The sequence below is a fragment of the Vibrio sp. 2033 genome (assembly GCF_033339735.1).
Map to the genome: position 1 here is coordinate 130,263 of NZ_JAWOVC010000001.1, position 24,419 is coordinate 154,681.

Genomic DNA, 24,419 nt, shown 5'->3' on the forward strand with positions numbered 1-24,419 from the left:
GCTTCAAGCAAAAGGCTTTAGCTTTCTCTGGATATAAAGAAATCGCATGAAGCTGCATGATTCATTCCTTTGAATTCTAGCGACATTCTAGTCAACGAGTCCCTCGAACAAAGCATTAACATCACGTTGTGATAACTAAACCCTTTAGAAATGAACGAGATGAGATGTAACTCACTTTTGCAATGCAAATAGGAGCCATTGAATGGGTAGCCGTAACAAAAAAGCAGAACCGAGGTTCTGCTTTTAGTCGGTGGAAACATCTCATTTACTCGGTCTGATGAAGCTCATACTTGTGCAGCATTGCTTGCTGGTGCCCAGCAATTTCCGCCACTTGCTCAGAACTTTCAACCATAGACTCAAGCTGCAGCTTTGTGCGTTCGCCAAGATCAGAAATATGTGTGATGGATTGAGATACATCTGCCGTCGCTCGTTCTTGTTCTTCTGTAGCAACTGAGATTTGCTCAACACGTTCTTGAATGTGCTTAACCGCGAGGTTGATATCAGAAAATGTCGATTTCACTTCATTGCTGGACTGTAGCGCGTGGGTCATTTCTTCTCTTGAATCATTAACTGCTTGGCGCGAACGCTCTGCGGCAGTAATAAGCTCGCTCATCATTTCTCGGATGTTCGTAGTTTGTTGAGAGGTATCACTTGCAAGTTTGCGAACTTCATCAGCGACAACCGCAAATCCACGCCCTTGCTCACCAGCACGGGCAGCCTCTATTGCCGCGTTGAGAGCAAGTAAGTTGGTGTTGTCCGCGATCCCACTGATCATATCCACCATTTCACGAATCTGTTTAACACGCTGGTCTAGCTCTAACATTGACTGTTCATTTACATCCAAAGAGCTTTCTAATGACTCCAAACGTTCGCGGTTCTGTTCCACGACTTGAACCCCTTTTTCAGTGTGTTGGGTTGCAAGGAGCGAGTCCTGTGAAGATGCATTTGTCACCATTGCTATTTCACGAATAGAGGCTTCAAGCTCCGTTATGGTCGTGATCATACTCGACAACGCTTCATTTTGTGTTGCCAACCCATCACTTGTTTGTTCGGCTGCACTGTGACTTACTTCTGCCGTCTGATAAAGCGTTTCACAATTGCGCGTCACCGTTTGAATGGAGTCATGTGTGGAATCGATTACTTGATTCAACTTTCGTGCTACTTCTTTCAGCTCATAGGGGCCGACTTCTTCTGCCTTGTCACGAAAATCATGTTCGGTAAGTGCTGAAAGACGCGTTAGTACATTCCTTAACCCTCGGTTTGTCCATGACTTGAGACTAAACCAAGTAACCAGAATAATAAAAGAAATCACACACGCCGCAAACACGAGCACAACGCTCACCGATTCAATGGTCTCGTTGACCACCCGCTCTTTTTCATCGATCAACTGACCAGCGGTTTGGGAGATTTGATCAAGTAACCGCATGGTTTCATCCGCAAGCATCGAAGCCTGTTTAAACTCTGAACGTTGCAATTCCCCTTGTTCTAGTTTGGCGAGGATCAAACGCAGCACGCCCTTTTCACTAAAGCCTTGTTTCACCATCTCATATGGTGCGGTTAAGCTTGCATATTCACTTACTTCAGGATGGAAAGATTGGAAGTCTTCATAGGCGAGTTTAATACCTGCTATGCGATTTCGCATTTCTCGGTATTCTTTTTCGGCTTTGTTTAATTCTGAGTGCATCATCATGACTAAGAACGTACTTTCCATTGAGCTTGCAGAAGCAATGAAACGGTTAGCGGCATCGCTCGACTCAGGATTATCAGCACTAAGGAACGAACTGATTCGATTCATTTCCGGACCGATAGAGCTAAGCCCATAGCGAAACCCACCTACAGCGGCATCAATATCCATTTGAATTTGTATCACCGAAGATTGCTTCAACAAAATGGACTGCGTGATGTTATGTAAACGCGCTAGTTTGGTGTCTAACTCCTCCGAGAGTTGCTGAGCTACACCAGACGCTTCCACAACCAAAGTTGTGCTTTGAGTTGCAAGAGAGTCGATTTGCTCTTTTATGAGAGGCAACTCTTTCGGCTCAGTAATCTGCATACCATGGTTGAGTAGCTTAACCATCTCCAATACATTCCTGGTTAACTTTGCGTTTGCCATCGCGATTGGTAATGCTTTTTGCGACAAGTCTTCAAATTGTTCCCCTACCTGTTCCATTCCTTTGAAACTTGAGACAGAAAGGGCTATAACAAGAACAATGATAGTTAAAAATGTTGCACTGACAGCCTGAATCAGTGAAAGTGATGTGCGTGAGCGTTTTCGCTTTGCCATAATCAATTTTTATTCTTTCTTAAGGTTGAATCGGTTCTGCAGTGATTCCGTCACATTTGTGAGACAAAACCGTGATTTGCAGCCCATACTATGGATTGGTTATGACACTAATATTTCAGTTGTGAGTCATAGAGATGACAGGTGGTGATTTGCGTCGAGTATATTTTCCTTTGATAATCAGTGTGCTACTAAGCGCCTGCTCTTCTGGGCCTGAGCCTAGTGAGCAAGCACAGGTGACAACACCTACAAATCAGCTATTGTCGGACAACCCTGACTTGTTCGACTTTTACTCAGAGTGGCACGGCACGCCTTATCGCTTAGGCGGGACACAGAAATCTGGAATTGATTGCTCAGCATTTGTACAAAAAGCGTTTATTGAGGCTTATCAGCTCTCGTTACCAAGGACAACGAAGCAGCAATCAAAGCAAGGTGTGGAGTTAAGTTGGACGGATGCCAAGCAAGGGGATCTAGTGTTTTTTAAAACAAGACGTACAACTTATCATGTCGGAATTTACTTGGGTAACAAGCAGTTCATGCATGCATCGACGTCTAGAGGTGTGATTATTTCAAGAATCGACAACCCATACTGGGCATCTAAGTTTTGGCAAATAAGAAGAGTTACAATGTAACTCCTCTCACTCTTTAACCGGACATTGCTGTAAGTTAAAACAATATCAGTCGTAAGTCGCAACAGCATTATCGAACAGATTTTTGACCAGAGCGATGTATTCATCAAGGAACGTGATCTGTTCATTGGTCGCTTTTTTATGCCATACCCCAGCCAATATCTCACCAAGATCTTCAACAACTGCATCAGCCTCTTTCAACAATTTGAAGCGTACGCTCGAGTGAAGTTCTGGATTTTGCTCAAAAATCGCCATGATGTTTGAAGCCACCATATCGGTGACAACATCTTCGATGCTTTCGGATCCAGTGTCGCCAATTTCGGTCGTAAAAATATCTAGATTTAGAGACAAGTGCTCGATAAGAGCGAGATATCCATCGGTTTCTAAAACCACTGTTTTTCTCCGTTTATTGCAAGCCTTCGAAGCTGAAAGCAGAATAGTTTCAATAGTAAGACATGCCGAGAAAATTTCATTAACTTATTTCATATTAACAAACATTCACGAACCAACTGGATGATTTTCAAACAATTGAGCTTTGCTTCACTGAGTTCGGATACAGGGTTTCTTCAAACCTTTTTATATTTCAGTCATTTTCATGCAAACAGGTTTGGTTACGACCATTTTCTTTTGCACGATACAGCGCAGCATCGGCACTCTTTAACCATTGAGTGTGAGTTTCAAAATAAGGCTTATACTCGCAAACACCAATACTTATCGTGTAATTAATCAAAAAATCTTCCACTTTCACGATCTCTTGCTCAATTCTTTTGCGCAAACGCTCTGCGAAATAGCAAGCTTGCTCCTGGTTTGTGTGAGGAAGTAGTACCGTAAACTCTTCACCACCAAAACGACCGCAGATGTCACTGCTCCTTGCTGTTTTTCTCAACAAGGCAGAGGTTCGACGAATGACTTCGTCCCCTGTCGGGTGACCATAAGTATCATTCACCTTTTTAAAGTGGTCGATATCGAATATTACTAATGAGCATGGTCCGTCGATAACTTTTAAGTGAGCAAACTCATCTTTCAATGATTGCTCCCAATAAGCGCGATTAAATAAACCTGTTAAACCATCTTTGCGACTGATTTCCGACAAATGTTGATTTGTTTCTTTCAAATGAATGCGATTTCTCGCAGTTTCAGAAACATCATTGACTTGAATCGCTATGTGGCTGACCTCTCCAGAGAGCCCAATTAACGGCGTGATCACGATATCTTGATACATAAAATCACTGCTGTTTGAAACCGGAGAAAAATTGTTGAACTTAAAAAGGTACGGTCGGTTTTCCCAGCTAGAAAAAGAACGAGTTTCCAGATCGGCGGCAGCTTTTATCTTGGTTTCTAGCCAAGTTCTTGGCAGCTCTTCAAAATGCTCAAATAAACATTCACCAAGAATTTCTTGTGATAGAACGCCACTGTATGACTGCATAAAACTGTTCCACACACACACTTTATACTCTTGATCCAAAACAATAAGCCCTGAATCCATCGTATCGAGAATTTGTGTGACCCAATGAAAGTCTGCTATGTCCAGCGTGATATCGGACATTAGATTAGCTCCATGATTTCATAGATTATTTCTACGGATGGCTTATCAATTAAAAACAGTACCTCGCACTCGAAATCGAGCGCTTCTGCCATGTAGGTGTATTCAATAGTAAAGAGCTCACCCAACTCGCCTTGCTCTTCACAATAAGGTGTTAAGGTATCCACAATGCCTGGCTGACGAAGTGAGAATTGCTTGTCGAGTTGATCGCCTAACGACGTGAGAAATGACGAAACCAGTAGGTTAGAGATATTCAAGATGATTTCATTATGAGGCGTAAACTCAAGGAGGTAACCTAATTTTTCCCCAATCTGATTGATATCCCTACCACGTAAGCACACCAGTGCCTCTCCGTGAATACCACCACCGACAAACCTCTGCGCTACCGCAACGGAACTGTCACGCCCAACCACATCAACCAGTGTCATATGAAGCTCGCCGTAGGACAAAGGTCCAACATGAGGAACAGGAAGTTGGATGAACTCATGTAAATGGTCGGCCATAATCGCAGCCCCTTTACCAAGGGCAATGTTCGCAATTTCACGGAATTTGGCTAGTAAGGAAAGCTCTTCGCAACCCTGGTTTTTAGAATCAACCGAATGACTAGGTTTGAACGCATAATGCAGCCCTAATTGTTCGTATAGTGGGAGCACCTGCTCTTCTGTCAGAGGCTTAGCGATAAAAGCTTGAGCACCAAGATCGAGACAGCGCTGTTTTGCCTCTTGTTGAACATCTCCAGAAATAATGACGATGTTGGTCGGGTACTGACTAACAGGTAATGATTCGAGGACCTCAAAACCATCCATTATGGGCATCGTTAAATCGAGAAACAAAATATCGATATTTTGCTCAGCAAGAATATTAAGCGCCTCATAACCATCTTGCGCTTCAATAAGATGCAATGATGTATCTTGTACGATAGAACGCGCAATAAGCTTTCTTGCAACAGCTGAGTCATCACATATCAGTATTTTCATGCCACCAATGGAACTAACGTCAAAAAAATCATAATACCTGTTGTAAACGTTCATCTCCATATGCTAAGCCAACAAATCAGAGGCTTATAAGCGATTTGATTCACATTTATACAAATTGACTACACTAAGAGGAAGGTTTCTTTACTAAGTATGCTCAACATAGCGCCAACTCCCTGCTATTTATCCTAAACTATTGGTGGTCAAATAGATTCGCGAGGTTTTGTATGTGGCAAGCAATATCGCAACAGCTTTCTGATACTTTATTGTTCGATTACCAGATCACGGAAAAAGTAAGGCTGTCTGGTGGGGATATCAGTGAAAGCTACATGATCAATGATGGCGAGCAACGTTATTTTGTGAAAATTAACGATCGCGAGTTTTTGTCTAAATTTGAGGTAGAAGCTGAAAGCCTGCATCTTTTGCGTGAAACATCCACCCTATTTGTACCTGAGGTGGTATTGGTTGGTAAAACCAAAAATGCCTCATTCCTAATTCTTAACTACCTTCCAACGAAACCATTAGAAGATGGTCCCAACAGCTTTAAATTTGGGCAGCAATTAGCTCACCTACACCAGTGGGGCGAGCAAAAAGAGTTTGGTTTTGATACCGACAACTATCTCGGTTCGACTCTACAGCCCAACAAATGGCACAAGAAATGGTGTGTATTCTTTGCTGAGCAACGCATAGGATGGCAATTACAGCTCCTTAAAGAAAAAGGCGTCACCTTGGTTGATATCGATGACTTTATCGATGTCGTAAAACAGCGGCTAGCAAACCATGCTCCGGAACCTTCTTTGTTGCATGGCGATTTATGGAATGGAAATGCGGCACTCACTGCATTCGGTCCTATCTGTTACGATCCTGCGTGCTATTGGGGGGACAGGGAGTGCGATATTGCGATGACGGAGCTTTTTGGTGGATTTCAACCAGAATTTTATCAAGGTTACGAATCGGTTATGCCACTTTCTTCAAGCTATGAAGAGCGTAAAGATATCTATAACCTTTACCATGTTCTCAACCATTGTAATTTGTTTGGCGGCCATTACTTGGAACAGGCTCAACTGGTTATTAATAAAATCATTTCTTATTAATTTGGAAGCCACTGCATATTTCAAGATGTAAAATCTCGAGGCACATCACTACAGAAAATCACCCTAAGCTCAAGGTTGAGTTTGGGGTCAAGTTTTGTACTTATTTCGACTCAATTAGCAACAACTCGACCTAATATCAAAGGAGACTTAACTTTGGATTGTGCCTATTTTCCTTGTAGGCAAAGTAAGTAAAGGGCTGTACTTCGTTGATGAATAGTGTGTTTAAAAGCCCTGCGAGATTAGGAGTTGTTGTATGAAAAATTATACCGAAAGGTATGTAAAGTGCCCGCATTGCGGACATTCTATCGGCATTACATTGGATGCAAGCAATGGTGACCAAGAGTTTTATGATGATTGCCCAGCTTGTTGCCACGCTATCCACCTAAATATGCGAGTGGATGAGTTACAAGATAAGGTCGAACTATTTATCGATGACAATTACGAATAGCAGCTCGAGCATGTGAACATCAGAAATATAAAAACGCTTAAATGAAAAAGGAGCACTCGGCTCCTTTTTCTCATTCTAAAGCTGTTTTGCTGCAAGAACGCGCTCAACAGTATCAACAATTGCTTGAGTCTGGGGATCAAACTCAATATTAACACGCTCCCCTACTTGTCTCACTCCGAAAAGCGTTCGCTGCAAGGTTTCTGGAATTAGGTGTACCGAAAAACGACACGCTTCAACTTCACCAATAGTTAGCGAGCAGCCATCTAAACCAATGTAACCTTTCGCTAATACATATTTCATTGATTCTTGCGGCAGTTGGAACCAAATCGTGCGGTTATTGGGCGTATCGATGATATCGACAATATCTGCCGTTAAACTAATATGACCAGACATGCTATGCCCGCCTATTTCGTCACCAAACTTAGCCGCGCGCTCAATGTTTACGCTATCCCCTTCCACCAGCCGACCTAAATTAGTAAGAGCCAATGTCGCTTGCATTAAATCAAAACTGATAAGGTTGCCTTCGATCTTAGTCACAGTTAGACAACATCCGTTGTGTGCAACGGATGCACCAATTTCTAACCCTTTACAAAGTTCATCGCTTAACTCGACAACGTGCGTTTGAAAGCGTTCTTTTTTATCAATTTTAACGACCTTCGCCGTACCCTGAACTATTCCTGTAAACATTTCTTTTTACCTATTGATTTAATACCAACTGTAGTCGAAGACTAAGCCCTAAACACTGCGCTACAGGTCGGAAATAAAGACCGCAGACGATAAAGCCATGGCTTAATGAACACTGGTTTGTTCTCATGCATGCTTCAACATTACCATGATTCGCTGCTGTTCTCAGTAAAAGCGTATCCTTAGCGTGGAGAGCGTCCAGTCAGTGTTATCGACTATTCGCTACCTAGCTATGGAATATAAACATACAATTGTTTATCATTTGCGCGGAGTTTCTCCGAGGCATTTTTTCACCTTATCGTGACTAAAATCAACCATCAGATCCGTTCACCACATCTTTTGCCCTCGAGTACTCTCATTCTTTCAACTTATTGTTCCGCTCTGGAGTATTTTTCGTGCATCGCTATAAAGAAGAAGCATCAAGTCTTATCAAATTGGCGACCCCGGTATTGATCGCATCTGTCGCTCAAACTGGTATGGGGTTTGTTGATACCGTAATGGCTGGCGGCGTTAGCGCCACCGACATGGCTGCGGTTTCTGTCGCTTCAAGTATTTGGCTACCATCCATTTTGTTTGGGGTGGGTTTATTAATGGCATTGGTCCCTGTTGTCGCACAGTTAAATGGCTCTGGTCGTCGAGTGAAAATCCCGTTTGAAATTCAGCAAGGCGTCGTTTTGGCATTGCTGATCAGTGTGCCGATAATTGCAGTCCTGCTTCAAACCCAGTTTATTCTCGGGCTGATGGATGTTGAAGCACTGATGGCTGAAAAAACGGTGGGATACATTCATGCCGTTATATTAGCAGTACCCGCTTTTTTACTTTTCCAAACGCTTAGAAGCTTTACGGATGGTATGTCATTGACGAAGCCGGCAATGGTGATTGGCTTTATCGGTTTGCTGCTCAACATTCCTCTAAACTGGATTTTCGTGTACGGCAAGTTTGGTGCACCTGAATTAGGCGGTGTTGGCTGTGGTGTAGCAACCACGATTGTTTACTGGGTCATGTTTGCCATGCTATTGCTGTATGTGATGACATCAGAGCGATTGAAAAGCATCAACCTATTTGGAGAATGGCATCGCCCACAATGGAAAGCGCAAGTTCGTCTATTCAAGCTCGGCTTTCCTGTTGCAGCAGCGCTGTTTTTTGAAGTGACATTGTTTGCTGTTGTTGCACTGCTCGTTTCACCACTGGGTCCTATCATTGTGGCAGCGCATCAAGTCGCGATTAACTTCTCCTCGTTGGTATTTATGCTACCAATGAGTATTGGTGCAGCAGTAAGCATTCGTGTCGGCCATCGACTTGGTGAAGAAAACGTAGATGGCGCGCGCGTAGCGTCACGAGTCGGCATTATGGTTGGTCTAGCATTGTCCGTTCTCACAGCGATTTTAACCGTCTTGTCTCGTGAGTGGATCGCCGAGCTTTATACTAGCAACCCAGAGGTAATCACTCTAGCGATGCACCTGCTCGTGTTTGCCGCTGTTTATCAATGTACGGATGCGGTTCAAGTGATCGCAGCTGGTGCATTACGCGGCTATAAAGACATGCGAGCCATCTTCAACCGTACTTTTATTGCTTATTGGATTCTTGGGCTGCCAATTGGTTACGTCCTTGGCCGTACAGACTGGATTGTCGAGCCAATGGGAGCACAAGGCTTCTGGCTTGGTTTTATCATCGGCCTATCTTCTGCGGCCTTTATGCTAGGCGTCAGAATGCGTTGGATGCATCGCCAAGAGCCAGAAGTGCAATTGAACTTTTCAGTTCAATAAAAAGTAAAAAAAGCCAGCATCCGCTGGCTTTTTTGATCGAATAATCACACGGTTGAGTATACTTATAACAAGATTACAAAGCGGTTGATTTTGCTCTCTAGACAACGGATACGAAGTTAGAAAAAAGGATATTTGTGCGGTCTATTTTATTGTTCTTAATCTTGATTCTTAATGGTTGTGATAACTGGTTCAATCCAGAGAACGCCATGTTTGATAAGTATCATCAACGTGTAGCCAATGTATTGGACGTTCCTGCTATTCCAATAACATTACAGTCTACGGTAACGATTCCTGCGAAACGCGTTTTGTTCGAGCCATTGCCAAGGCTATCTATTGGCCTGCTAGAGAGCTATCAATTACGACAGTGCGGACTCTTCAATTTACTTGCTGAGAAAAACTCGCAACTTGGAAAGGTGCAGGATGCCTTTCATGATTTTGATTATCAAACTGCCCTTTTAAGAGTCATGCATCGATGTTTATCCGAATTTCCACTTAGCGATGAAGAACGCGCGACATTGACAGAGCTTTACTCAACCAAGTGGCAACATTTAGACATTCATCTCGACAACTTACTACTCGTAAGTGACGCCATGCAAAAGCAACTAACTGCCTCTGATTGGCTATCTCAAAATACGACGAATGATATTGCACGCATTAACGATGTCTATCGTATTTTCAGCGAAATGTATGATTTACCCCACCGCGCGGTCTCACGTCTACCCGACGTGGAAGTTACGCAATATCAAGAAGAGTTAGAGAAATCTCGTTTACTCGGACGACTTTACTATTCAATGGTAAACACATCCCTTTGGTTAAAAGCGACAACTCGGCTACTTGAGCAGAACCAGAGCAATGTATTGTGCGGGCCGAACAGAGACACCACTCAGTTCCGCTACTTAAGAAATGTCTTTCAATCCATTTACGTTGAAGAAGTGCAACCTTATTTGGCTTATTTAGACAGTACCTATCAACAACTTAATGATGGTGCCACTTTGGTGGAGAACCGTATGCAACTCCATGGTCACCAGTATGGCATCATTGAGGCCCATAGGACATTTAGGCAAGAAACCCTAAACCACGTTCAGTTTTGGCAGGGTCTCTTCAAACGATGTGGCGTAACCGTTGGCAACTAGTAAGTGCAGAGCGTTCTATTCCTTCAACCTTTCACGCAAGAATCGAGCAAAACGTGGTTTACCAGTATGTGTAAAACCGTTATATCTAAATGTAATGGTTGAACCAATTTTCGGAGGCTGGCGACGTACTTCATCGGTAAATCCGCTACCGATGTAAAACTCAATGCCATTTGGTAAGCGAACTAACATTGCTCCCATCATACCTAATAAGCGCCCTGTTCCTGGCTTATAACCCACAACTAACGCTTCATCATCTGCGTATCGTTTTAGTTTAAGCAAATCACTACCGCGTCCAGCCTGATAGCGGCTTGATACCTTCCGCAACATCACCCCTTCACCGTCGGATATTGAAATTTTATCCAACTGTGTAAACAGATGAGCTTCATTTTGAATCGCTCGGTGCTCGACATATTTGATATGAGGCTGGTCGACTTCAAGCACTAAGTCTTTGATGTTGTAATAACGCTTCCGATAATCACCAGCGGAATATGGCATATCAAAGATCATAAAGTCGATGTGTCGCCAAGCAGACTCTACAGGAGTTTTATCTAACACCGTTTGCTGAACAAGATGGAAATTACCTCTCCCAGCCCAAAGTTCACCGTCCAACGGATAATCAGGCAAAGGTCCTGTAAACCAATCTGGGGCGTAGATTCGATTACCATTTCTCGTCACGAGATGTTGCCCAGTCCAATAAGCGCGAACACCATCAAGTTTTTCGCTATACCAATATTCAGACACATCAATGCCATCCTGATAGCTTTGTGCAAGAGAAACTGGTGGTGCGAGAGACGTATCCGCTTGAAGCTGTGAAGACGCTGCCATAACAGCCAGCGCAATTAATGTCATTTTTAATGGCATAAGAAGACCTTGTACAAAAAATCGCCTTTATTGAAACGTAAGTCCTCTCGATGACCTATTTATTACTAGTTATTCTTCGACTCATAACAATCAACATTAGTAATAATTTGCAAAGATAATCATAAACTTTAGACAGGTTTTGCATTTAGTCGTTACACGTTATTCACTTAAGGCGGATGGTTCGTCAATCGAGTTGGAATCTAATCATGACGAGATCCCCCGGTCTAACGACTTCTTTCGGCTCAAAACCTCTTATAAGCAAACCATTTCTCTGTGCGTTTTTGATTCTCAATTTGAGAATCAGTCCTTTCTCAAATTGAACAATATCATTAACAATATTTAACTGTTTGATTTTTCATTAATTTCAAATTGGCACGTTACCTGCTCTATATCCAATTAGAAAAACAAACGGAGACAGAGTCATGGAACTACGCAAACTAGAAATCAATCAAGACAAGTTAGCCATTGAGTTTTTTGGTGACTTAGATGCAAGCGGCTGTCGACAAGCACAACATCACATTGATGAGGTAATTCACAACAATCATCACAAAGAAGTCGAAATTAACCTACAGCACGTCCAATTTCTTGATTCTTCAGGGATTGGTGCCATTGTTTACTTATATAAGCGTCTAGTTGAACGTGAAAGAAGCATGAGTATTGAAAACGTATCAGGCCAACCTTTAGAAATCATGAGCTTGCTTCGTATCAACCATGCCATTCCCGTTAACTCAAAAGGACACTAAAAATACCGGTTTAAACGGAGGTTGGCATGGTAAATCTTATACGACGATATGCAGTAAGCGGTCTTGTTGTCGGCATGTTTGGTTGTTCGTCGTTTGACTACCCAGAACACGGAAAAGGTGGCTTGGCGGAAAGCTATCAAGATATCTCGATCGAGAATTATCAGTTTTCCCCTGTGATGCCTGACGAGCCTTTAGGTCCAGAACATGGGTTAAGGTTTGATTGGCAACTGACCAAGTTACATCTAGACGCACTAATCCAAGAGGGAGCGCGCTGGTGTTTTCCTGCGGCAGTTGTTCAGGCCCTTGAAAAACAAAATAGAATTGCGCGCGAGTTGGAAGGTGGGCTTTTACTCGACGCTGCCAACGACCTTGTGATTCAGCGTCGACGCTTAAACCAGCTCGAACAACAACTCGACTACGTACTGAGCCAAACCACTTGCACACCGCCCGATGATATTGAAGCACTACGTAGCGACCTAAACATAGTGTCGGATATCTATGCACTACTTAATATCGACAACCAGTTTGCTGTCGATTCAGCAGAAATCAACCCGAAGTACATGGGACATTTGGCAGAAGCAGCCTACATTTTACGTGACCACCCTAACCTATCTCTTGTAGTAACGGGGCATGCGGATGCAACTGGAACACCCGATTACAACCAGAAACTTGCTCAAGCGCGTGCAGAACAAGTAAAGCGTTACCTAACCGTATTTGGTATCACTTCAGAGAGAGTCACTACCAAATCTGTCGGAGATAACCTGCCACTCTATGAAGGTGAAACATCCGCCGTGCGTTTAACTAATCGTCGAGTAAGCATCGAGGTTATTAGCCCTAATTCAGATAGCGATACCTCAATAAACCGAAACCCAACGGCAGGAGGCGCGCTATGAACACGATGAAACCATTTATCCTCTTAATGTTGTTGTGTCTGGTCGCGTGGGTACCTTCTTCCATAGCGGATGAGAGCAATACTGTTAAGGTCGGTGATTTAATACAGATTAACTTACCTGGAGAGGCGTCGTTAAACCAAGGGTTTCAGGTTGATCGTCGTGGACGAATTAATTTACCAGAAGTCGGCCCTGTATTAGTGGCCGGCTACAATGAACAACAACTCCAAGACGTGATTATCGACAGGCTAAAGACCGTGTATCGTGACGTTAACAACGCTCGAATTTTTATTAAACAGCAACAGTTGTTAGTGTCCGTTCAAGGCTACGTGGTCAAACCCGGTGAATATACCTTACCTTCTGGGTCCAACATTCAAATGTTTGTGTACGAAGCTGGCGGCCTGCGCGCTGGGGCTCAGCTTGATAAAATGATCGTGAAACGTGGAAATAAAAACATTGAATTTGACTACAAACGCTTCCTTGATACGGGTGACAATAGCCAACTGCCAAAACTAGAATCACTGGATGTCTTATTTGTCCCCGCTTCCCCACTCGTAGGGAATATTGAGCAAGAGTTTGATGCAGCAAAACTCGCGAATTCAGGTGACAGCGCAGATTCCGCTCGTGCAATCAAAGTCTTTGGTGAAGTCAACGCACCTGGCTCGTTCTCATACAAGCCAAACACCACGCTAGTTGATGTCGTAATGCGAGCTGGCGGCGTGACACGATATGCCAGTGTTGAGCAAATTCGCGTGATAACAAACAATAACCCAACCATGTTTAACCTGAAAAAGTACCTTGATACTGGAGACCAAAGCCTACTGCCAGAGATCCTGCCAGGTGCCACCATCTTTGTCCCAAAACAGGAAGAAGAAATCAAAGCAGGTGCAAATGTGGTTTACGTGATGGGTGAAGTCGCCCATCCTGGGGCATACGAAGGCAAGCAAGGCGCTAGCTTCATGGATATCCTCGCCAACGCTGGCGGGCCCACTCGCTACGCAGAATCTCGCCAAATTCGCGTTATAAAAGCCGATGGCAAAGTCATCAAATTCGATCTTACCGCGCATACAGAAGGACTATCTTCAGCCAGACCACCAAATGTTGGACCAGGAGACGCGATTTTCGTGCCGGAGAAAACCGATTTCAATGAGAAGTCTTGGTTAAAAGTAGCACCTAGTCGAGCGGTCGCAGTGATGGGAGAAGTTGTTCGCCCTGGACGCATCGAGTGGTCAGACGAAATGGATTTGATTGATCTGCTTGCACACGTTGGAGGCCCAACTCGACGAGCTGATACCACCAAAATTGAAGTCGCCAATAACGGTCAAATGACACAATTTGACTTAGACCAATACATTCTGGATGGCTCACCAACATCAAGCCTACCTCAAGTTTCCGCTGGTACAGTCGTAAGGGTACATGCATTGCCTGACGACCCATCCGATAATAAATCGCAATGGGTAAGCCAAAGCTCTGACGCATCGATATACGTTTTCGGGCAAATCAATGCACCTGGGCGCTATCGTTTCACTGAAGATATGCATTTTCTGGATATTTTGTCTGCCGCCGATGGACCGACAATGGATGCAGATATTCACAACATCCGTGTCACACACCGAGGCCTAGGTTATGCCAAAGTGAGTAAATTGAATTTATCGATGTACTTTGAAACAGGCGATGAGTCAATTCTGCCCCACGTTCGTCCTGGTGATACCATTTACATTCCAGAAAAAAACAAAAACTGGTTAGATCGTTCAAAAGAGTCCACGGTACGCGTATTAGGTGAAGTAAGAGACCCAGGGCGGTACGTATTCAATGACAACATGACTGTGCTTGATCTGTTAGCGGAAGCAGGAGGACCAACTGACAATGCCTACCTTGAAAAGATCAGTGTGGTCAATATGTCTTGCTGCCAAGGCCAAGCCCGAACATTTGATTTGGTTAACTTTAGTAAAACAGCCAACATTTATGAGCTGCCAGTTATTCGCGCAGGCGACACGATTTACATTCCCCATAAAGACGAAAGCTTTGTTGAAAAAGCGAGGGCCGGATTAAGAGATATTTTACAAATCACCACAACCATCGTGTTAATAGGAGCGTTGTAATGACTATTCCTGCAACTCACGCTGAGATTGAGCAAATTTATCTTCAGAGCGAACAGAAAGGCCACAAAACGATTTGTGTTGTGGGTTGTAAATCTGAAGATGGTGTCACTTCCGTGGCGTCATCTCTTGCAGAGCGCTTGGTTTTAGCAGGCCACAATACTTTGTATGTAGACCTTAACTTATTCAAACCCGCTTATCACACCGTTCACGAATTTGATGATGACGAGAAGGTTGGCCATTTGATCACACGAGAGAATACACATCAAACTTTAGTCGGCCTCCCTGCTCCATCTCTCGCCAGCACTCAGTTAGCGTACCGAGACCCAACAATGCTGAAACGAAACATTGCACAATGGTTAACGCAGTACGAGCGCGTCGTGATAGATACATCACCACTTCTTAGTGTCAACCGAAGCAATATTGCTCCTCAAGTGATTGCTGGCGTATGTGATGCTACTTTGTTAGTAGCGCATTATGGCTCTACGACTGCAACCCAGCTCGAGCAAGCCAATAAGCTACTCGATGCTAGCGGTGCGAACTTGATTGGTTCTGTACTGAACATGAAGCACACTCCAAGCCTGAAAGATGAGTTAATCCGCCAAGTTTCCAAGCTGCGTTTCTTACCAAAAAAGTGGAAAGAAAAACTGTCTCAGCAAATTAAAAAAAGCGAACTGTTTATGTTATAGGGAGCGCTATTATGACGATAAATAATACATTGACTATCGAGCAAGAATTAGTGGATGAGCATATTCTTCAGCAAATGATCAAAGATACGTGCGCCGAAATCATCCCTACCTTGATTGATCACTATGTCGAAGAGTCACGCGATCGCATGGAGAAAATAGAGCAAGCATTAAGCACAAAAGACCTTCAAACATTGGAGTTCGAGGTTCACACACTGGGCAGTTCTGCTCTCGCTCTAGGCAATCGAACGCTTTCAAGACAAGCAAGAATGATTGAGAAGTACTGTGTCGAAGGAAAAATACCAAAAGCATTGGAGCTTTGTGAAACACTTCCTCAACTCGCCAATGAATCGTTTGATGCGTTAGAAAAGCGAAAAGCTCAAGGGTTTGAGTAGTATCAGTGTCTTACTCCCTAGCGAAGCATCGCGTTTGATAAAGCGCGATGCCGACATCATCTCAGAAATTTAGGCTCCAAATTCAGTCATCCTCGCCAAGCCACACACCTTGAAATTATTTGGGCATAACTTAATCAATTAAAAAGTATGGATTTTTCGCAAATTTCCTACCTTGTGCTAATACTTAAATAACGCTTTTCTCAAATTGAGAATTTTCAGCACTAGAGAGCTATAAACCACTCATAATGCCAAATAGTAGTGCTGACAAAAATCATAAAAAATGAAACAAACTACGTTGGGATGGGACTATGAGACCAAGGGTATTACTGGTAGAGGACTCTACTTCACTAGCCATACTTTATAAGCAGTATGTGAAAGACGAACCTTATGACATTTTTCATGTCGAGACAGGTCGCGAAGCGATTCAATTTATTGAAAGAAGCAAACCTCAGCTCATCATTCTCGATTTGAAACTGCCCGACATGTCTGGCGAAGACGTGCTGGATTGGATCAACCAGAATGACATTCCTACGTCCGTTATTATTGCTACGGCACACGGCAGCGTCGACTTAGCCGTTAATCTAATTCAAAAAGGTGCGGAAGATTTCTTAGAAAAGCCCATAAACGCTGATCGCCTAAAAACGTCAGTTGCATTGCACCTTAAACGCGCCAAATTGGAAGATTTGGTGGAAAATATTCAGTCCAAGTTTGATCGCCACAACTATCACGGATTCATCGGTTCAAGCCTCCCGATGCAGGCGGTATACAAGACCATTGATGCTGTTGCGCCAACTTCTGCCAGTGTGTTTATTGTGGGAGAAAGCGGCACAGGTAAAGAAGTTTGTGCTGAAGCTGTCCACCGCCAGAGTGACCGTAAAGACAAGCCTTTTATTGCAATTAACTGTGGGGCTATTCCACGAGATTTGATGGAAAGTGAGATTTTTGGTCACGTTAAAGGGGCCTTTACTGGAGCAACAACAGATCGAAAAGGTGCGGCGACGCTGGCACATGGTGGCACGCTTTTTCTTGATGAGCTGTGTGAAATGGAACTTGAGATGCAAAAGAAGTTGCTCCGCTTTCTACAAACGGGCACTTACACCCCTCTTGGTGGCACTCGAGAAATGAAAGTGGATGTGAGAATCATTTGTGCCACTAACCGAGATCCATTAACAGAAGTAGAAGAAGGTCGTTTTCGTGAAGACTTATACTACCGTGTGCACGTTATACCTATCGATATGCCCCCATTACGTGAACGAGGAAGTGACATCGTCACGCTTGCCAAGCACTTCTTGACCACTTACGCCAAACAGGACAAAAAGAAATTCTCAACAATCGACAGTGAAGCTCAACATATCATCAAGCATTACGAATGGCCGGGTAATGTAAGGCAACTACAAAACATCATACGTAACATTGTGGTGCTTAATAACGACGAAAAAGTCACGGTGAGCCACCTACCCGCTCAACTCACTAAAAAGTCAAAAGTTACGAAAACAACGACACCTGCGCATGTTGCTCAAGAGTCAGCAAACATTGCACCAATCACACCACCACCTGTTTATACTGAGGAACCTTCACCTTCTGCGGTCGAACCGTCGATTACCGCAGCGGAGCTGCCTGGTACACCGTCCTCTGCTGCTACCTCACCGTACTTTAACTCTGATGGAACCATTCGCCCTATGTGGCAAGTAGAGCGTGAAGCAATTCAGAACGCAATTGCGTACTGTGATGGCAACGTCCTCAACGCCGCTGTCATGCTGGAGTTAAGCCCATCTACGGTTTACCGAAAAAAACAAGCGTGGGAAGCGGATGAAATTAATCTCGAACAATCTTGATAAACCTGCCATTGGTGAAATTTGGATCTTGCTTGATAGCCGTCTATTCGGCGGCATTGAAAGTCACGTTATCGAGCTAGCTCGGGGATTAATCGCCTTTGGAAACAAAGCTCGAGTTGTGCTAACCACCGAGTATTCGCCAGCCGCTCAGATTGTACAGAAGGCAAAAGAAGCCGCGATCCCTGTGAGTTACTTAAACTATTTGTCTGGCGAGCCCAATAAAGCTTTAAAAATTAAACACCTAACAAGCGCTGTCGCCAATCACCAACCCTCAGTGGTTCACTCCCATGGTTATAAAGCGTCGATTTTGTCGCGCTGCGCCAAACTGCTCACCCGTACGTTTCCTCGTTTGATTTCAACTTATCATGCTGGTGAATCGTCCTCAGGGAAACTATGGCTATACGATTGGCTTGATAGAAGCTCAGGCAGCCTATCTGACCATTGCTTTGCTGTCAGTCCGAGTATTCAGCGCAAAGTTTTTTGTTCTTCAGGACTGCTGAATAACTTTGTTTCGATTCCCAACAGTCAACCCAACTATCAGGAGATCGCTTTTGTCGGCCGATTGAGTCAGGAAAAAGGCGCCGATCAATTTATTGAGGTAGCGAGGCTCTGTCCAACATTACAGTTTAGTGTGTACGGTGATGGCCCAGAAAAAGAATCGCTTAATCAAACTGCCCCTCCAAATGTGACTTTCTTCGGCCATCAAACCGATATGGAAGGTGTTTGGGAAAATATCAGTGTACTTATCATTTCTTCTCGTTATGAGGGTCTTCCAATGGCGGCGCTTGAAGCCATGTCGAGAGGCATTGCCGTGATGAGCTTACGTGTAGGTCGTCTTCCAGATATTATCCAAACGGGTAAAAATGGTTTTATCGTCGAAGACATTCCCTCTCTTGCTAAATGTCTTCATGACTGGATGTCGATTGGTGAAGCGCAACAATCACTCATTCGCGAGAATGCTCGACAAACCATCATTGATGATTTCTCAACACAAAGTGTGATTCCCGTATTGCTACAAAAATATCAAATTGAAACGGATCACTAATCCATATTGGTTCTCAATATGAGAATGATGAGTTCCAAACATAAATATCATATAAGATTCAATCACATAAACTAATGGCATATTTTGGCATCTCTATTGCAGCTCAGCAGTTAACGCAGATTAATGATGAGACAGAGGTGACTTATGACTACGCCAAAACGCATTCTATATGTTCATTATGGTGATAATTGGATTCGCGGCAGTGAAGTGGTGCTTCTGGCTCTCATTTCAGGAATCGACCGCGATAAGTTTGAGCCATTCGTATGGTCCAACTGCCAACCATTAATCGATAAGTGCCAATCGCTCGGAATTGAAGCGGAACATTCAGCCTTCAATTTGGTGGGTGGTTGGAGCGCTCCGCGCTGGGATATTAGCGGGTGGAATAGCCTTATCAAACAAGGCTCAGCATTAATCGAAAAGCACAACATCGACTTGGTACACGTCAATAGCGGCGGCCCTTGTCAATGGATGTGTTTGGCTGCTCGCATGAATCATATACCACTTGTCACGCAACTTCATTGCCATTATACATTGCGCGATCGCTTCTCTCTCGGACTTCACCTCTCTCCAAAATTGATTTGCGTTAGCAAAGATGTTGGACGCGAAATTCTTCAGGACGGCTACCCACAAAACCAACTTCATGTCGTACACAACGGCGTGTCACTTCAAGGCGTGGATACACCCATAGACATTAAAGATCGCCTCGGAATCCCATCACAGGCCTTTACCTTTCTGTCGGTGGGTTCGCTGATTAAGCGCAAAGGGTTCGACCGCCTTATTCGCGCAATGCGCATGCACAACTACCACCACAACAACCCTCACCTTGTTATTGTTGGTGACGGCGAAGAAAGAGAAGCATTGCAACAGCTTGCATCGGATCTTGGTATCCAAGAACGAGTGCACTTTGTCGGAGAGCAACACAATGCCGGAGCGTGGATGTGTGGTAATGCAGACGCTTTTATTAGCGGCGCCTATGAAGAGGCCTTTGGTCTCGTGCTCGGAGAAGCGGCTTTAGCTCAACTGCCTATCGTGGCTCCTAAAACGGGAGGCATTCCTGAGTTGTTCGAGCATAATCACTCTGCATTGCTGTACCAGAACAGTGGAATGGCGAGCCTGTTAAACGCGATTCAACAAGTCATGCAAGACGCGGCATTAAGAAACAAGCTGGCGGAAAACGCTTACCTACATGCTAGCCAGAACTTAACGACGACTGCATCTATCAACGCTATTGAACGTATTTACGAAGGTGAACTTAATAACAACGCCATTACACCAATGCCAATGACTCACTGCATGAAGCCTCTTTCACGCTGGTTGAGCATCAATTGAGGAGCCCGGTCATGAAACGTGTATTGATGTTCGACGCCATCCCAATGCAAGGTGGATCCAAAATCGCGAATGCAGAGCTCCTTAAGCAGTGCGATAAGCTGAACGTGATTGGTTATCTACTCACTACAAATCCAGAGCATTGGGCGTCACTGCTTAGTGATACACCGCGTGTGCAAGTTATAAAAATAAAACCATCACCATTTAACTCGACTCATGGACTGACCTACTGGTTGATGAACGCTTACTACTTTCTCCAACTTCTCTACGCGTGCATGAAGCTGCCAAAAATAGATAGCTTTTTGGGCCTATCTTGCCCAAGTAATGATATGCCTTTGTACTTACTACGATTAATTAGCAAAAAGCCTGTGGTACAGATGGTTCATGGCCCTATTGGACGATCGAGATCTGCTGGCTACTGCTTAGTAAAAGCATCGGCAATTTACTACTTGGCAAACACCCGCGAATCAATGGTAGAAGCATTACAGGCCTACCTCAAAACAGAGAAGCCAGCCACCGAACGCTATTGGTGTGGTTTGAATACATCTACATTTGTTAATGGATTATCGAAAGATCGCTGGCCAAAACAAGCGAATCCGATTTCAAGCCGCGTTTTCTGGGCAGCTAGCTTACTAAAATGGAAGAACATCGATCTTTTGCTTGATGCTTTAACACTTGATGAGTCGAAAAAGATCAAATCCACCGTGTGTTACATCAAACCTAACGTGGCAGGTGTGGAATATTCAACACCGGACTTCAACACACAAGGTGTTGAATGGCATGAGTGCCCAAACAACTTAGATGAATTGCGTTCACAGTGTGGTGTGTTTGTTTCCACCAGTCTCAACGAACCTTTTGGGTTATCTATTTTGGAAGCGCTCGCTGCAGGTATGTGTGTCGTCATTCCACATGATGATAGTTATTGGGACCGCGTGTTAACTCACGGCCGAAATTGTATTAAATACACGCCTAACAATGTGGCTTCGTTACACAACGCAATTCGCCTTTTGAATGAATCGCCGTGGATGAAAGTAACGATGGGTATCGAAGCACTCAATGTTTCTCAACTATACACAGCCGAACGTTGTTATTTGCCAATCGCCCAGCACCTTGCTGGCGAAATTGCTACCAACAATGATTGCACACTCAAGACACCGCGAGACATCAAAGGATATGACCATGCCTAAAGCAATGACCAACATGACGCTATTTGCTATCGCCTTAGTGATCAATAAAAGCATCAGCCTAATCATGCTGCCTGTATTGCCCCACTTTCTCTCACCAGAACAAATGGGCAAGCTTGAGCTTCTAACAACCTTTGGTGTTGTTACGACCTTGTTTGTCAGTTTCGCTTTGCATGAAGCGCTTTATCGATTCGTCGGCGTTGAAAAGGATAAAAATACGCGCACAAGCCTACTAAACCAGCTGTACTCACTTGCTTTACTCATCGCTGGCGTCGTTGCTCTTAGCTTGCTCACTATCATTTTAATCGCCCCCATTCCCGCGCCTTTTACGCGAGTCGAATTTGCTATTGTTATGTTTGCCATCGTTCTAGAAGGCAGTATTGCAATCGGCACTGCCTGGTTAAGAACACAAGACGACAAAGCAAGAACACTGCTTAACGTCATGGTCACTACCACCATTTTTCAGGTCATTTTTATCGTCGCGGCGCTGTCTGTTCATCCCCATGTTATTTCTGTTTTGTGGGGGGGCTTGTTGGCTGCTATTACTCAATTTGTTTGGCTGCACATCGTTAACCGTTACAATGTCACCCTTCCTAAGCTGACATTGGCAAAACAATACCTAAACTACTGCCTACCAATGATGATGGCCGGTTTAGTAGCATTTTGTCTCAATGGCGCTGAACGCTGGTTCATTGGTGCCAACACTTCTCTTGCGACGTTAGGGATTTACGCGATAGCGGTAAAATTTGCAGTGGGCATGTGTATTTTAGTGCAGCCATTTGGCATGTGGTGGATGCCACGTCGATTTAACTACTTAGAAGGGCGCAAGAACACTGAAGCAGTGCGCATCACACACTTAGGTATGATTTACATTACAGGTTTGAGTGTAGTGGTTGGCACATTAGCAATGGTGATGATCACCTACTTACTGCCAGAAACCTATCATGAGGCGGTACTATTCAGCTTATTCTTGCTACCTATCGCCATGTTAAAAGAATGGAGTGAGTTGATTAACATCTCCATTTTGTACAAGCGTCGTACTCGCTGGCTACTGGGTATAAATGTCGTCTCTGCGTGCGTTGCGATTGCTTTGCTGTTTGGCTTATCTTCTCTGGGTATTTATGGTGTGTTCATTGCGCTTTATTACGCACAACTGTGTAAGCTGGGCCTGACTTATGTAGTAGGCCAACAATGTATGACGTTGCCTTTTCACCTAAGTCTGATGGTTTTATTACAGATTATATCCGGTGTGGCACTGTTCCTGCTTCACTCTTCACAATCAATAGGCATCGCCATCGCAATTTGCATTTTGACATGCAGTTTGCTCGCAGGGATAGCCACTCGCTACATGAGTAAAGAGACGCTCAATGCGCTCACTCGATACATAGTGAAACGGCGTGGACAGGTGAAGAGATACTCGTTATGAATGAAACCAAGGTGAGAACAAAACAGTCCATCGCAGCACTGACGATCACTGTCGGTATCGGCCTGCTTTGGATTGTTATGCCTCATCCCATTTTGATTGTTGCGTTGTGTTTCGCACCACTCGCGTTACTGTTTGTTCTCAATCAAACGTTTTGGCTTGTCACACTGTTCGTTATTTTTTCATTCTTTCGTATTCACGAAGCCTTTCCTGTTATCTATAACTTCAAGATCCCATTACTGTTATCACTGGGGGCACTCGCCGCACTCGCCTTTCACCTTCTTATAAGCCGCCAGATTACAGCTTTTTGGCACCCTTCATTAAAGTGGCTGTGTATATTTTGGGGTCTGGTGATCATCGGAATAATATTCGCTTCCAGTCGTGATATCGCAATAACGGTGTTCAAAAATACCTATTGGAAAATCATCATTATGACGTTGGCAATCACCTGGCTTATTACTAAACCTTCACAGCTCGCACAGATGTCAAAAGCAATTATTTTCGCCGGACTATTGATTGGCTTAGTGGCATTACAAAACGCAGCGAATGGCATTGATTTAGTCGAAGGAACGCGCGTGTCGATAGGACGATCCATAGGTTCCGTACTTGGCGATCCTAACGATTTGGCACTAGTGCTGATGTTTCCCCTTGCCTTTACCGTTAGTCAATTGATGGAGAAGCATTCCCCCAAGCATCTCAGGCTCTTTGCCCTTATCACCTGTTTGGTTTTGTTCTTTGCGATCATTGAGACGCAGAGCCGCGGTGGGTTACTAGGTTCACTGTCTGTATTTGCCTACTTTGCTTTTAAACACATCAAAAGCAAAACATTAGTCTTGGTACTAGGCGCCATCGCAGCGATCGTACTCTACGCATTCGCTGGTATTTCAGGACGAGAGTCGGGGGGAGCCGCTGAGGATGGTATAGATGCCTCTGCGATGGGGCGACTTTATGCGTGGGAAGCGGCATTTAAAATGGCGCTGCATCACCCGTTGACTGGCGTAGGTCTAGATAACTTTTACTTTAATTACTATTTCTACAGCCCACACTGGGATGGTATCAACCACGCGGTCCATAGTACTTGGTTTGGCGTGTTGGCAGAAACGGGTTTTGTCGGACTCGCGGTGTTCATTACTTTAATTGTGTCATTGATCCGCACCTCTTTGCATTCCATCTCATTGTTGACACCAAAATCAGATTACACCCTCTCTGTTGGAGCAAACGCCGTGTTAAGTGGGCTTATCGGTACCATCGTATCAGGTACGTTTCTGACTCAAGGTTTCACTTGGCCAATTTACATTCTAGCGGCATTAACAGTTGTCGTTAGCCGAATTGTTCAAAGTGACTGTCAAAATGAGAAATCCTAGTTTCAAACATAAACAA

General features: G+C 44.1%; 22 protein-coding genes. 16 read left to right on the top strand and 6 right to left on the bottom strand.

All coding sequences use genetic code 11. The features are described 5' to 3' along the window. Window positions 1-265: 265 nt before the first annotated feature. Window positions 266-2,284 (bottom strand): methyl-accepting chemotaxis protein, encoded by a 2,019-nt coding sequence (locus R7P74_RS00550; protein WP_213898208.1) that lies wholly within the window; start codon window positions 2,282-2,284, stop codon window positions 266-268. Window positions 2,285-2,418: 134 nt separating this feature from the next. Here R7P74_RS00550 and R7P74_RS00555 point away from each other — a divergent pair, with 134 nt between their 5' ends. Continuing rightward, the gene (locus tag R7P74_RS00555; protein ID WP_186584267.1) at window positions 2,419-2,913 is read left to right on the top strand and encodes an NlpC/P60 family protein; all 495 of its coding nucleotides are present in this window, start codon (window positions 2,419-2,421) and stop codon (window positions 2,911-2,913) included. Between the two features lie 45 nt (window positions 2,914-2,958). On the opposite strand, the gene R7P74_RS00560 is transcribed toward R7P74_RS00555, so the two are convergent. The 3 genes from R7P74_RS00560 to R7P74_RS00570 all read right to left on the bottom strand — a co-directional run bounded on the left by R7P74_RS00560 (window position 2,959) and on the right by R7P74_RS00570 (window position 5,430). Beyond that, window positions 2,959-3,303: a DUF3802 family protein gene (locus tag R7P74_RS00560; protein WP_005377620.1), complete on the bottom strand. Its 345-nt coding sequence runs from the start codon at window positions 3,301-3,303 to the stop codon at window positions 2,959-2,961. A gap of 190 nt (window positions 3,304-3,493) precedes the next feature. Then, the gene (locus tag R7P74_RS00565) at window positions 3,494-4,456 is read right to left on the bottom strand and encodes a GGDEF domain-containing protein (protein ID WP_025766666.1); all 963 of its coding nucleotides are present in this window, start codon (window positions 4,454-4,456) and stop codon (window positions 3,494-3,496) included. Continuing rightward, entirely contained in the window at window positions 4,456-5,430 is a 975-nt protein-coding gene (locus R7P74_RS00570; RefSeq protein ID WP_042523017.1) for a response regulator, read from the bottom strand. The genes R7P74_RS00565 and R7P74_RS00570 overlap by 1 nt, the downstream gene beginning before the upstream one ends. A 224-nt stretch (window positions 5,431-5,654) precedes the next feature. Between R7P74_RS00570 and R7P74_RS00575 the strand changes: the two genes are divergently transcribed. Next, window positions 5,655-6,521 (top strand): fructosamine kinase family protein, encoded by an 867-nt coding sequence (locus tag R7P74_RS00575; protein ID WP_005377623.1) that lies wholly within the window; start codon window positions 5,655-5,657, stop codon window positions 6,519-6,521. 253 nt (window positions 6,522-6,774) lie between these two features. After that, on the top strand, window positions 6,775-6,969 hold the full coding sequence (locus R7P74_RS00580; RefSeq protein ID WP_017634925.1) for a CPXCG motif-containing cysteine-rich protein: 195 nt from the start codon (window positions 6,775-6,777) through the stop codon (window positions 6,967-6,969). 75 nt (window positions 6,970-7,044) lie between these two features. Here the strand turns inward: R7P74_RS00580 and R7P74_RS00585 are convergent, their stop codons facing one another. Continuing rightward, window positions 7,045-7,656, bottom strand: a complete 612-nt coding sequence (locus tag R7P74_RS00585; RefSeq protein WP_005377625.1) for a riboflavin synthase — start codon at window positions 7,654-7,656, stop codon at window positions 7,045-7,047. 392 nt (window positions 7,657-8,048) lie between these two features. On the opposite strand from R7P74_RS00585, the gene R7P74_RS00590 reads away from it, so the two are divergent. Together R7P74_RS00590 and R7P74_RS00595 are read left to right on the top strand one after the other, a co-directional pair. Beyond that, window positions 8,049-9,419 carry an MATE family efflux transporter gene (locus R7P74_RS00590; protein WP_005377626.1) on the top strand — a complete coding sequence of 457 codons (1,371 nt, stop codon included), beginning with the start codon at window positions 8,049-8,051 and terminating at the stop codon, window positions 9,417-9,419. A 134-nt stretch (window positions 9,420-9,553) separates the two neighbouring features. Continuing rightward, complete coding sequence (locus tag R7P74_RS00595) at window positions 9,554-10,552, top strand: DUF3080 domain-containing protein (protein WP_318122499.1); 999 nt, start codon at window positions 9,554-9,556, stop codon at window positions 10,550-10,552. Window positions 10,553-10,567: 15 nt separating this feature from the next. Here R7P74_RS00595 and R7P74_RS00600 read toward each other — a convergent pair whose 3' ends face one another. Next, window positions 10,568-11,413 carry a DNA ligase gene (locus R7P74_RS00600; RefSeq protein ID WP_086046755.1) on the bottom strand — a complete coding sequence of 282 codons (846 nt, stop codon included), beginning with the start codon at window positions 11,411-11,413 and terminating at the stop codon, window positions 10,568-10,570. A 422-nt stretch (window positions 11,414-11,835) separates the two neighbouring features. On the opposite strand from R7P74_RS00600, the gene R7P74_RS00605 reads away from it, so the two are divergent. The 11 genes from R7P74_RS00605 to R7P74_RS00655 all read left to right on the top strand — a co-directional run bounded on the left by R7P74_RS00605 (window position 11,836) and on the right by R7P74_RS00655 (window position 24,403). Continuing rightward, window positions 11,836-12,156: an STAS domain-containing protein gene (locus R7P74_RS00605; RefSeq protein ID WP_017634929.1), complete on the top strand. Its 321-nt coding sequence runs from the start codon at window positions 11,836-11,838 to the stop codon at window positions 12,154-12,156. Between the two features lie 26 nt (window positions 12,157-12,182). Next, complete coding sequence (locus R7P74_RS00610; RefSeq protein WP_005377631.1) at window positions 12,183-13,049, top strand: OmpA family protein; 867 nt, start codon at window positions 12,183-12,185, stop codon at window positions 13,047-13,049. Continuing rightward, the gene (locus R7P74_RS00615; protein WP_318122501.1) at window positions 13,046-15,148 is read left to right on the top strand and encodes an SLBB domain-containing protein; all 2,103 of its coding nucleotides are present in this window, start codon (window positions 13,046-13,048) and stop codon (window positions 15,146-15,148) included. The genes R7P74_RS00610 and R7P74_RS00615 overlap by 4 nt, the downstream gene beginning before the upstream one ends. Continuing rightward, on the top strand, window positions 15,148-15,834 hold the full coding sequence (locus R7P74_RS00620; RefSeq protein ID WP_318122503.1) for an AAA family ATPase: 687 nt from the start codon (window positions 15,148-15,150) through the stop codon (window positions 15,832-15,834). The genes R7P74_RS00615 and R7P74_RS00620 overlap by 1 nt, the downstream gene beginning before the upstream one ends. Before the next feature lie 11 nt (window positions 15,835-15,845). Next, window positions 15,846-16,226 carry an Hpt domain-containing protein gene (locus tag R7P74_RS00625; RefSeq protein WP_005377636.1) on the top strand — a complete coding sequence of 127 codons (381 nt, stop codon included), beginning with the start codon at window positions 15,846-15,848 and terminating at the stop codon, window positions 16,224-16,226. A 308-nt stretch (window positions 16,227-16,534) separates the two neighbouring features. Further along, entirely contained in the window at window positions 16,535-18,061 is a 1,527-nt protein-coding gene (locus R7P74_RS00630; protein ID WP_085569876.1) for a sigma-54-dependent transcriptional regulator, read from the top strand. Continuing rightward, window positions 18,036-19,106 (top strand): glycosyltransferase family 4 protein, encoded by a 1,071-nt coding sequence (locus R7P74_RS00635; RefSeq protein WP_213872004.1) that lies wholly within the window; start codon window positions 18,036-18,038, stop codon window positions 19,104-19,106. The genes R7P74_RS00630 and R7P74_RS00635 overlap by 26 nt, the downstream gene beginning before the upstream one ends. Before the next feature lie 144 nt (window positions 19,107-19,250). Then, window positions 19,251-20,435 carry a glycosyltransferase gene (locus R7P74_RS00640; RefSeq protein WP_213912421.1) on the top strand — a complete coding sequence of 395 codons (1,185 nt, stop codon included), beginning with the start codon at window positions 19,251-19,253 and terminating at the stop codon, window positions 20,433-20,435. Between the two features lie 11 nt (window positions 20,436-20,446). After that, window positions 20,447-21,619, top strand: a complete 1,173-nt coding sequence (locus R7P74_RS00645; RefSeq protein ID WP_318122507.1) for a glycosyltransferase — start codon at window positions 20,447-20,449, stop codon at window positions 21,617-21,619. After that, on the top strand, window positions 21,612-23,042 hold the full coding sequence (locus tag R7P74_RS00650) for a lipopolysaccharide biosynthesis protein (RefSeq protein WP_318122509.1): 1,431 nt from the start codon (window positions 21,612-21,614) through the stop codon (window positions 23,040-23,042). Before R7P74_RS00645 ends, R7P74_RS00650 begins: the two co-directional genes overlap by 8 nt. After that, window positions 23,039-24,403, top strand: a complete 1,365-nt coding sequence (locus R7P74_RS00655) for an O-antigen ligase family protein (RefSeq protein WP_175413444.1) — start codon at window positions 23,039-23,041, stop codon at window positions 24,401-24,403. The genes R7P74_RS00650 and R7P74_RS00655 overlap by 4 nt, the downstream gene beginning before the upstream one ends. The last annotated feature ends 16 nt before the right edge of the window (window positions 24,404-24,419 follow it).

Bases quoted from the DNA above. Each gene is read 5' to 3' on its own strand.
- R7P74_RS00550 (WP_213898208.1), bottom strand. From the start codon at position 2,284: ATGGCAAAGCGAAAACGCTCACGCACATCACTTTCACTGATTCAGGCT.
- R7P74_RS00555 (WP_186584267.1), top strand. From the start codon at position 2,419: ATGACAGGTGGTGATTTGCGTCGAGTATATTTTCCTTTGATAATCAGT.
- R7P74_RS00565 (WP_025766666.1), bottom strand. From the start codon at position 4,456: ATGTCCGATATCACGCTGGACATAGCAGACTTTCATTGGGTCACACAA.
- R7P74_RS00570 (WP_042523017.1), bottom strand. From the start codon at position 5,430: ATGAAAATACTGATATGTGATGACTCAGCTGTTGCAAGAAAGCTTATT.
- R7P74_RS00575 (WP_005377623.1), top strand. From the start codon at position 5,655: ATGTGGCAAGCAATATCGCAACAGCTTTCTGATACTTTATTGTTCGAT.
- R7P74_RS00580 (WP_017634925.1), top strand. From the start codon at position 6,775: ATGAAAAATTATACCGAAAGGTATGTAAAGTGCCCGCATTGCGGACAT.
- R7P74_RS00585 (WP_005377625.1), bottom strand. From the start codon at position 7,656: ATGTTTACAGGAATAGTTCAGGGTACGGCGAAGGTCGTTAAAATTGAT.
- R7P74_RS00600 (WP_086046755.1), bottom strand. From the start codon at position 11,413: ATGCCATTAAAAATGACATTAATTGCGCTGGCTGTTATGGCAGCGTCT.
- R7P74_RS00605 (WP_017634929.1), top strand. From the start codon at position 11,836: ATGGAACTACGCAAACTAGAAATCAATCAAGACAAGTTAGCCATTGAG.
- R7P74_RS00610 (WP_005377631.1), top strand. From the start codon at position 12,183: ATGGTAAATCTTATACGACGATATGCAGTAAGCGGTCTTGTTGTCGGC.
- R7P74_RS00615 (WP_318122501.1), top strand. From the start codon at position 13,046: ATGAACACGATGAAACCATTTATCCTCTTAATGTTGTTGTGTCTGGTC.
- R7P74_RS00620 (WP_318122503.1), top strand. From the start codon at position 15,148: ATGACTATTCCTGCAACTCACGCTGAGATTGAGCAAATTTATCTTCAG.
- R7P74_RS00625 (WP_005377636.1), top strand. From the start codon at position 15,846: ATGACGATAAATAATACATTGACTATCGAGCAAGAATTAGTGGATGAG.
- R7P74_RS00630 (WP_085569876.1), top strand. From the start codon at position 16,535: ATGAGACCAAGGGTATTACTGGTAGAGGACTCTACTTCACTAGCCATA.
- R7P74_RS00635 (WP_213872004.1), top strand. From the start codon at position 18,036: ATGAAATTAATCTCGAACAATCTTGATAAACCTGCCATTGGTGAAATT.
- R7P74_RS00640 (WP_213912421.1), top strand. From the start codon at position 19,251: ATGACTACGCCAAAACGCATTCTATATGTTCATTATGGTGATAATTGG.
- R7P74_RS00645 (WP_318122507.1), top strand. From the start codon at position 20,447: ATGAAACGTGTATTGATGTTCGACGCCATCCCAATGCAAGGTGGATCC.
- R7P74_RS00650 (WP_318122509.1), top strand. From the start codon at position 21,612: ATGCCTAAAGCAATGACCAACATGACGCTATTTGCTATCGCCTTAGTG.
- R7P74_RS00655 (WP_175413444.1), top strand. From the start codon at position 23,039: ATGAATGAAACCAAGGTGAGAACAAAACAGTCCATCGCAGCACTGACG.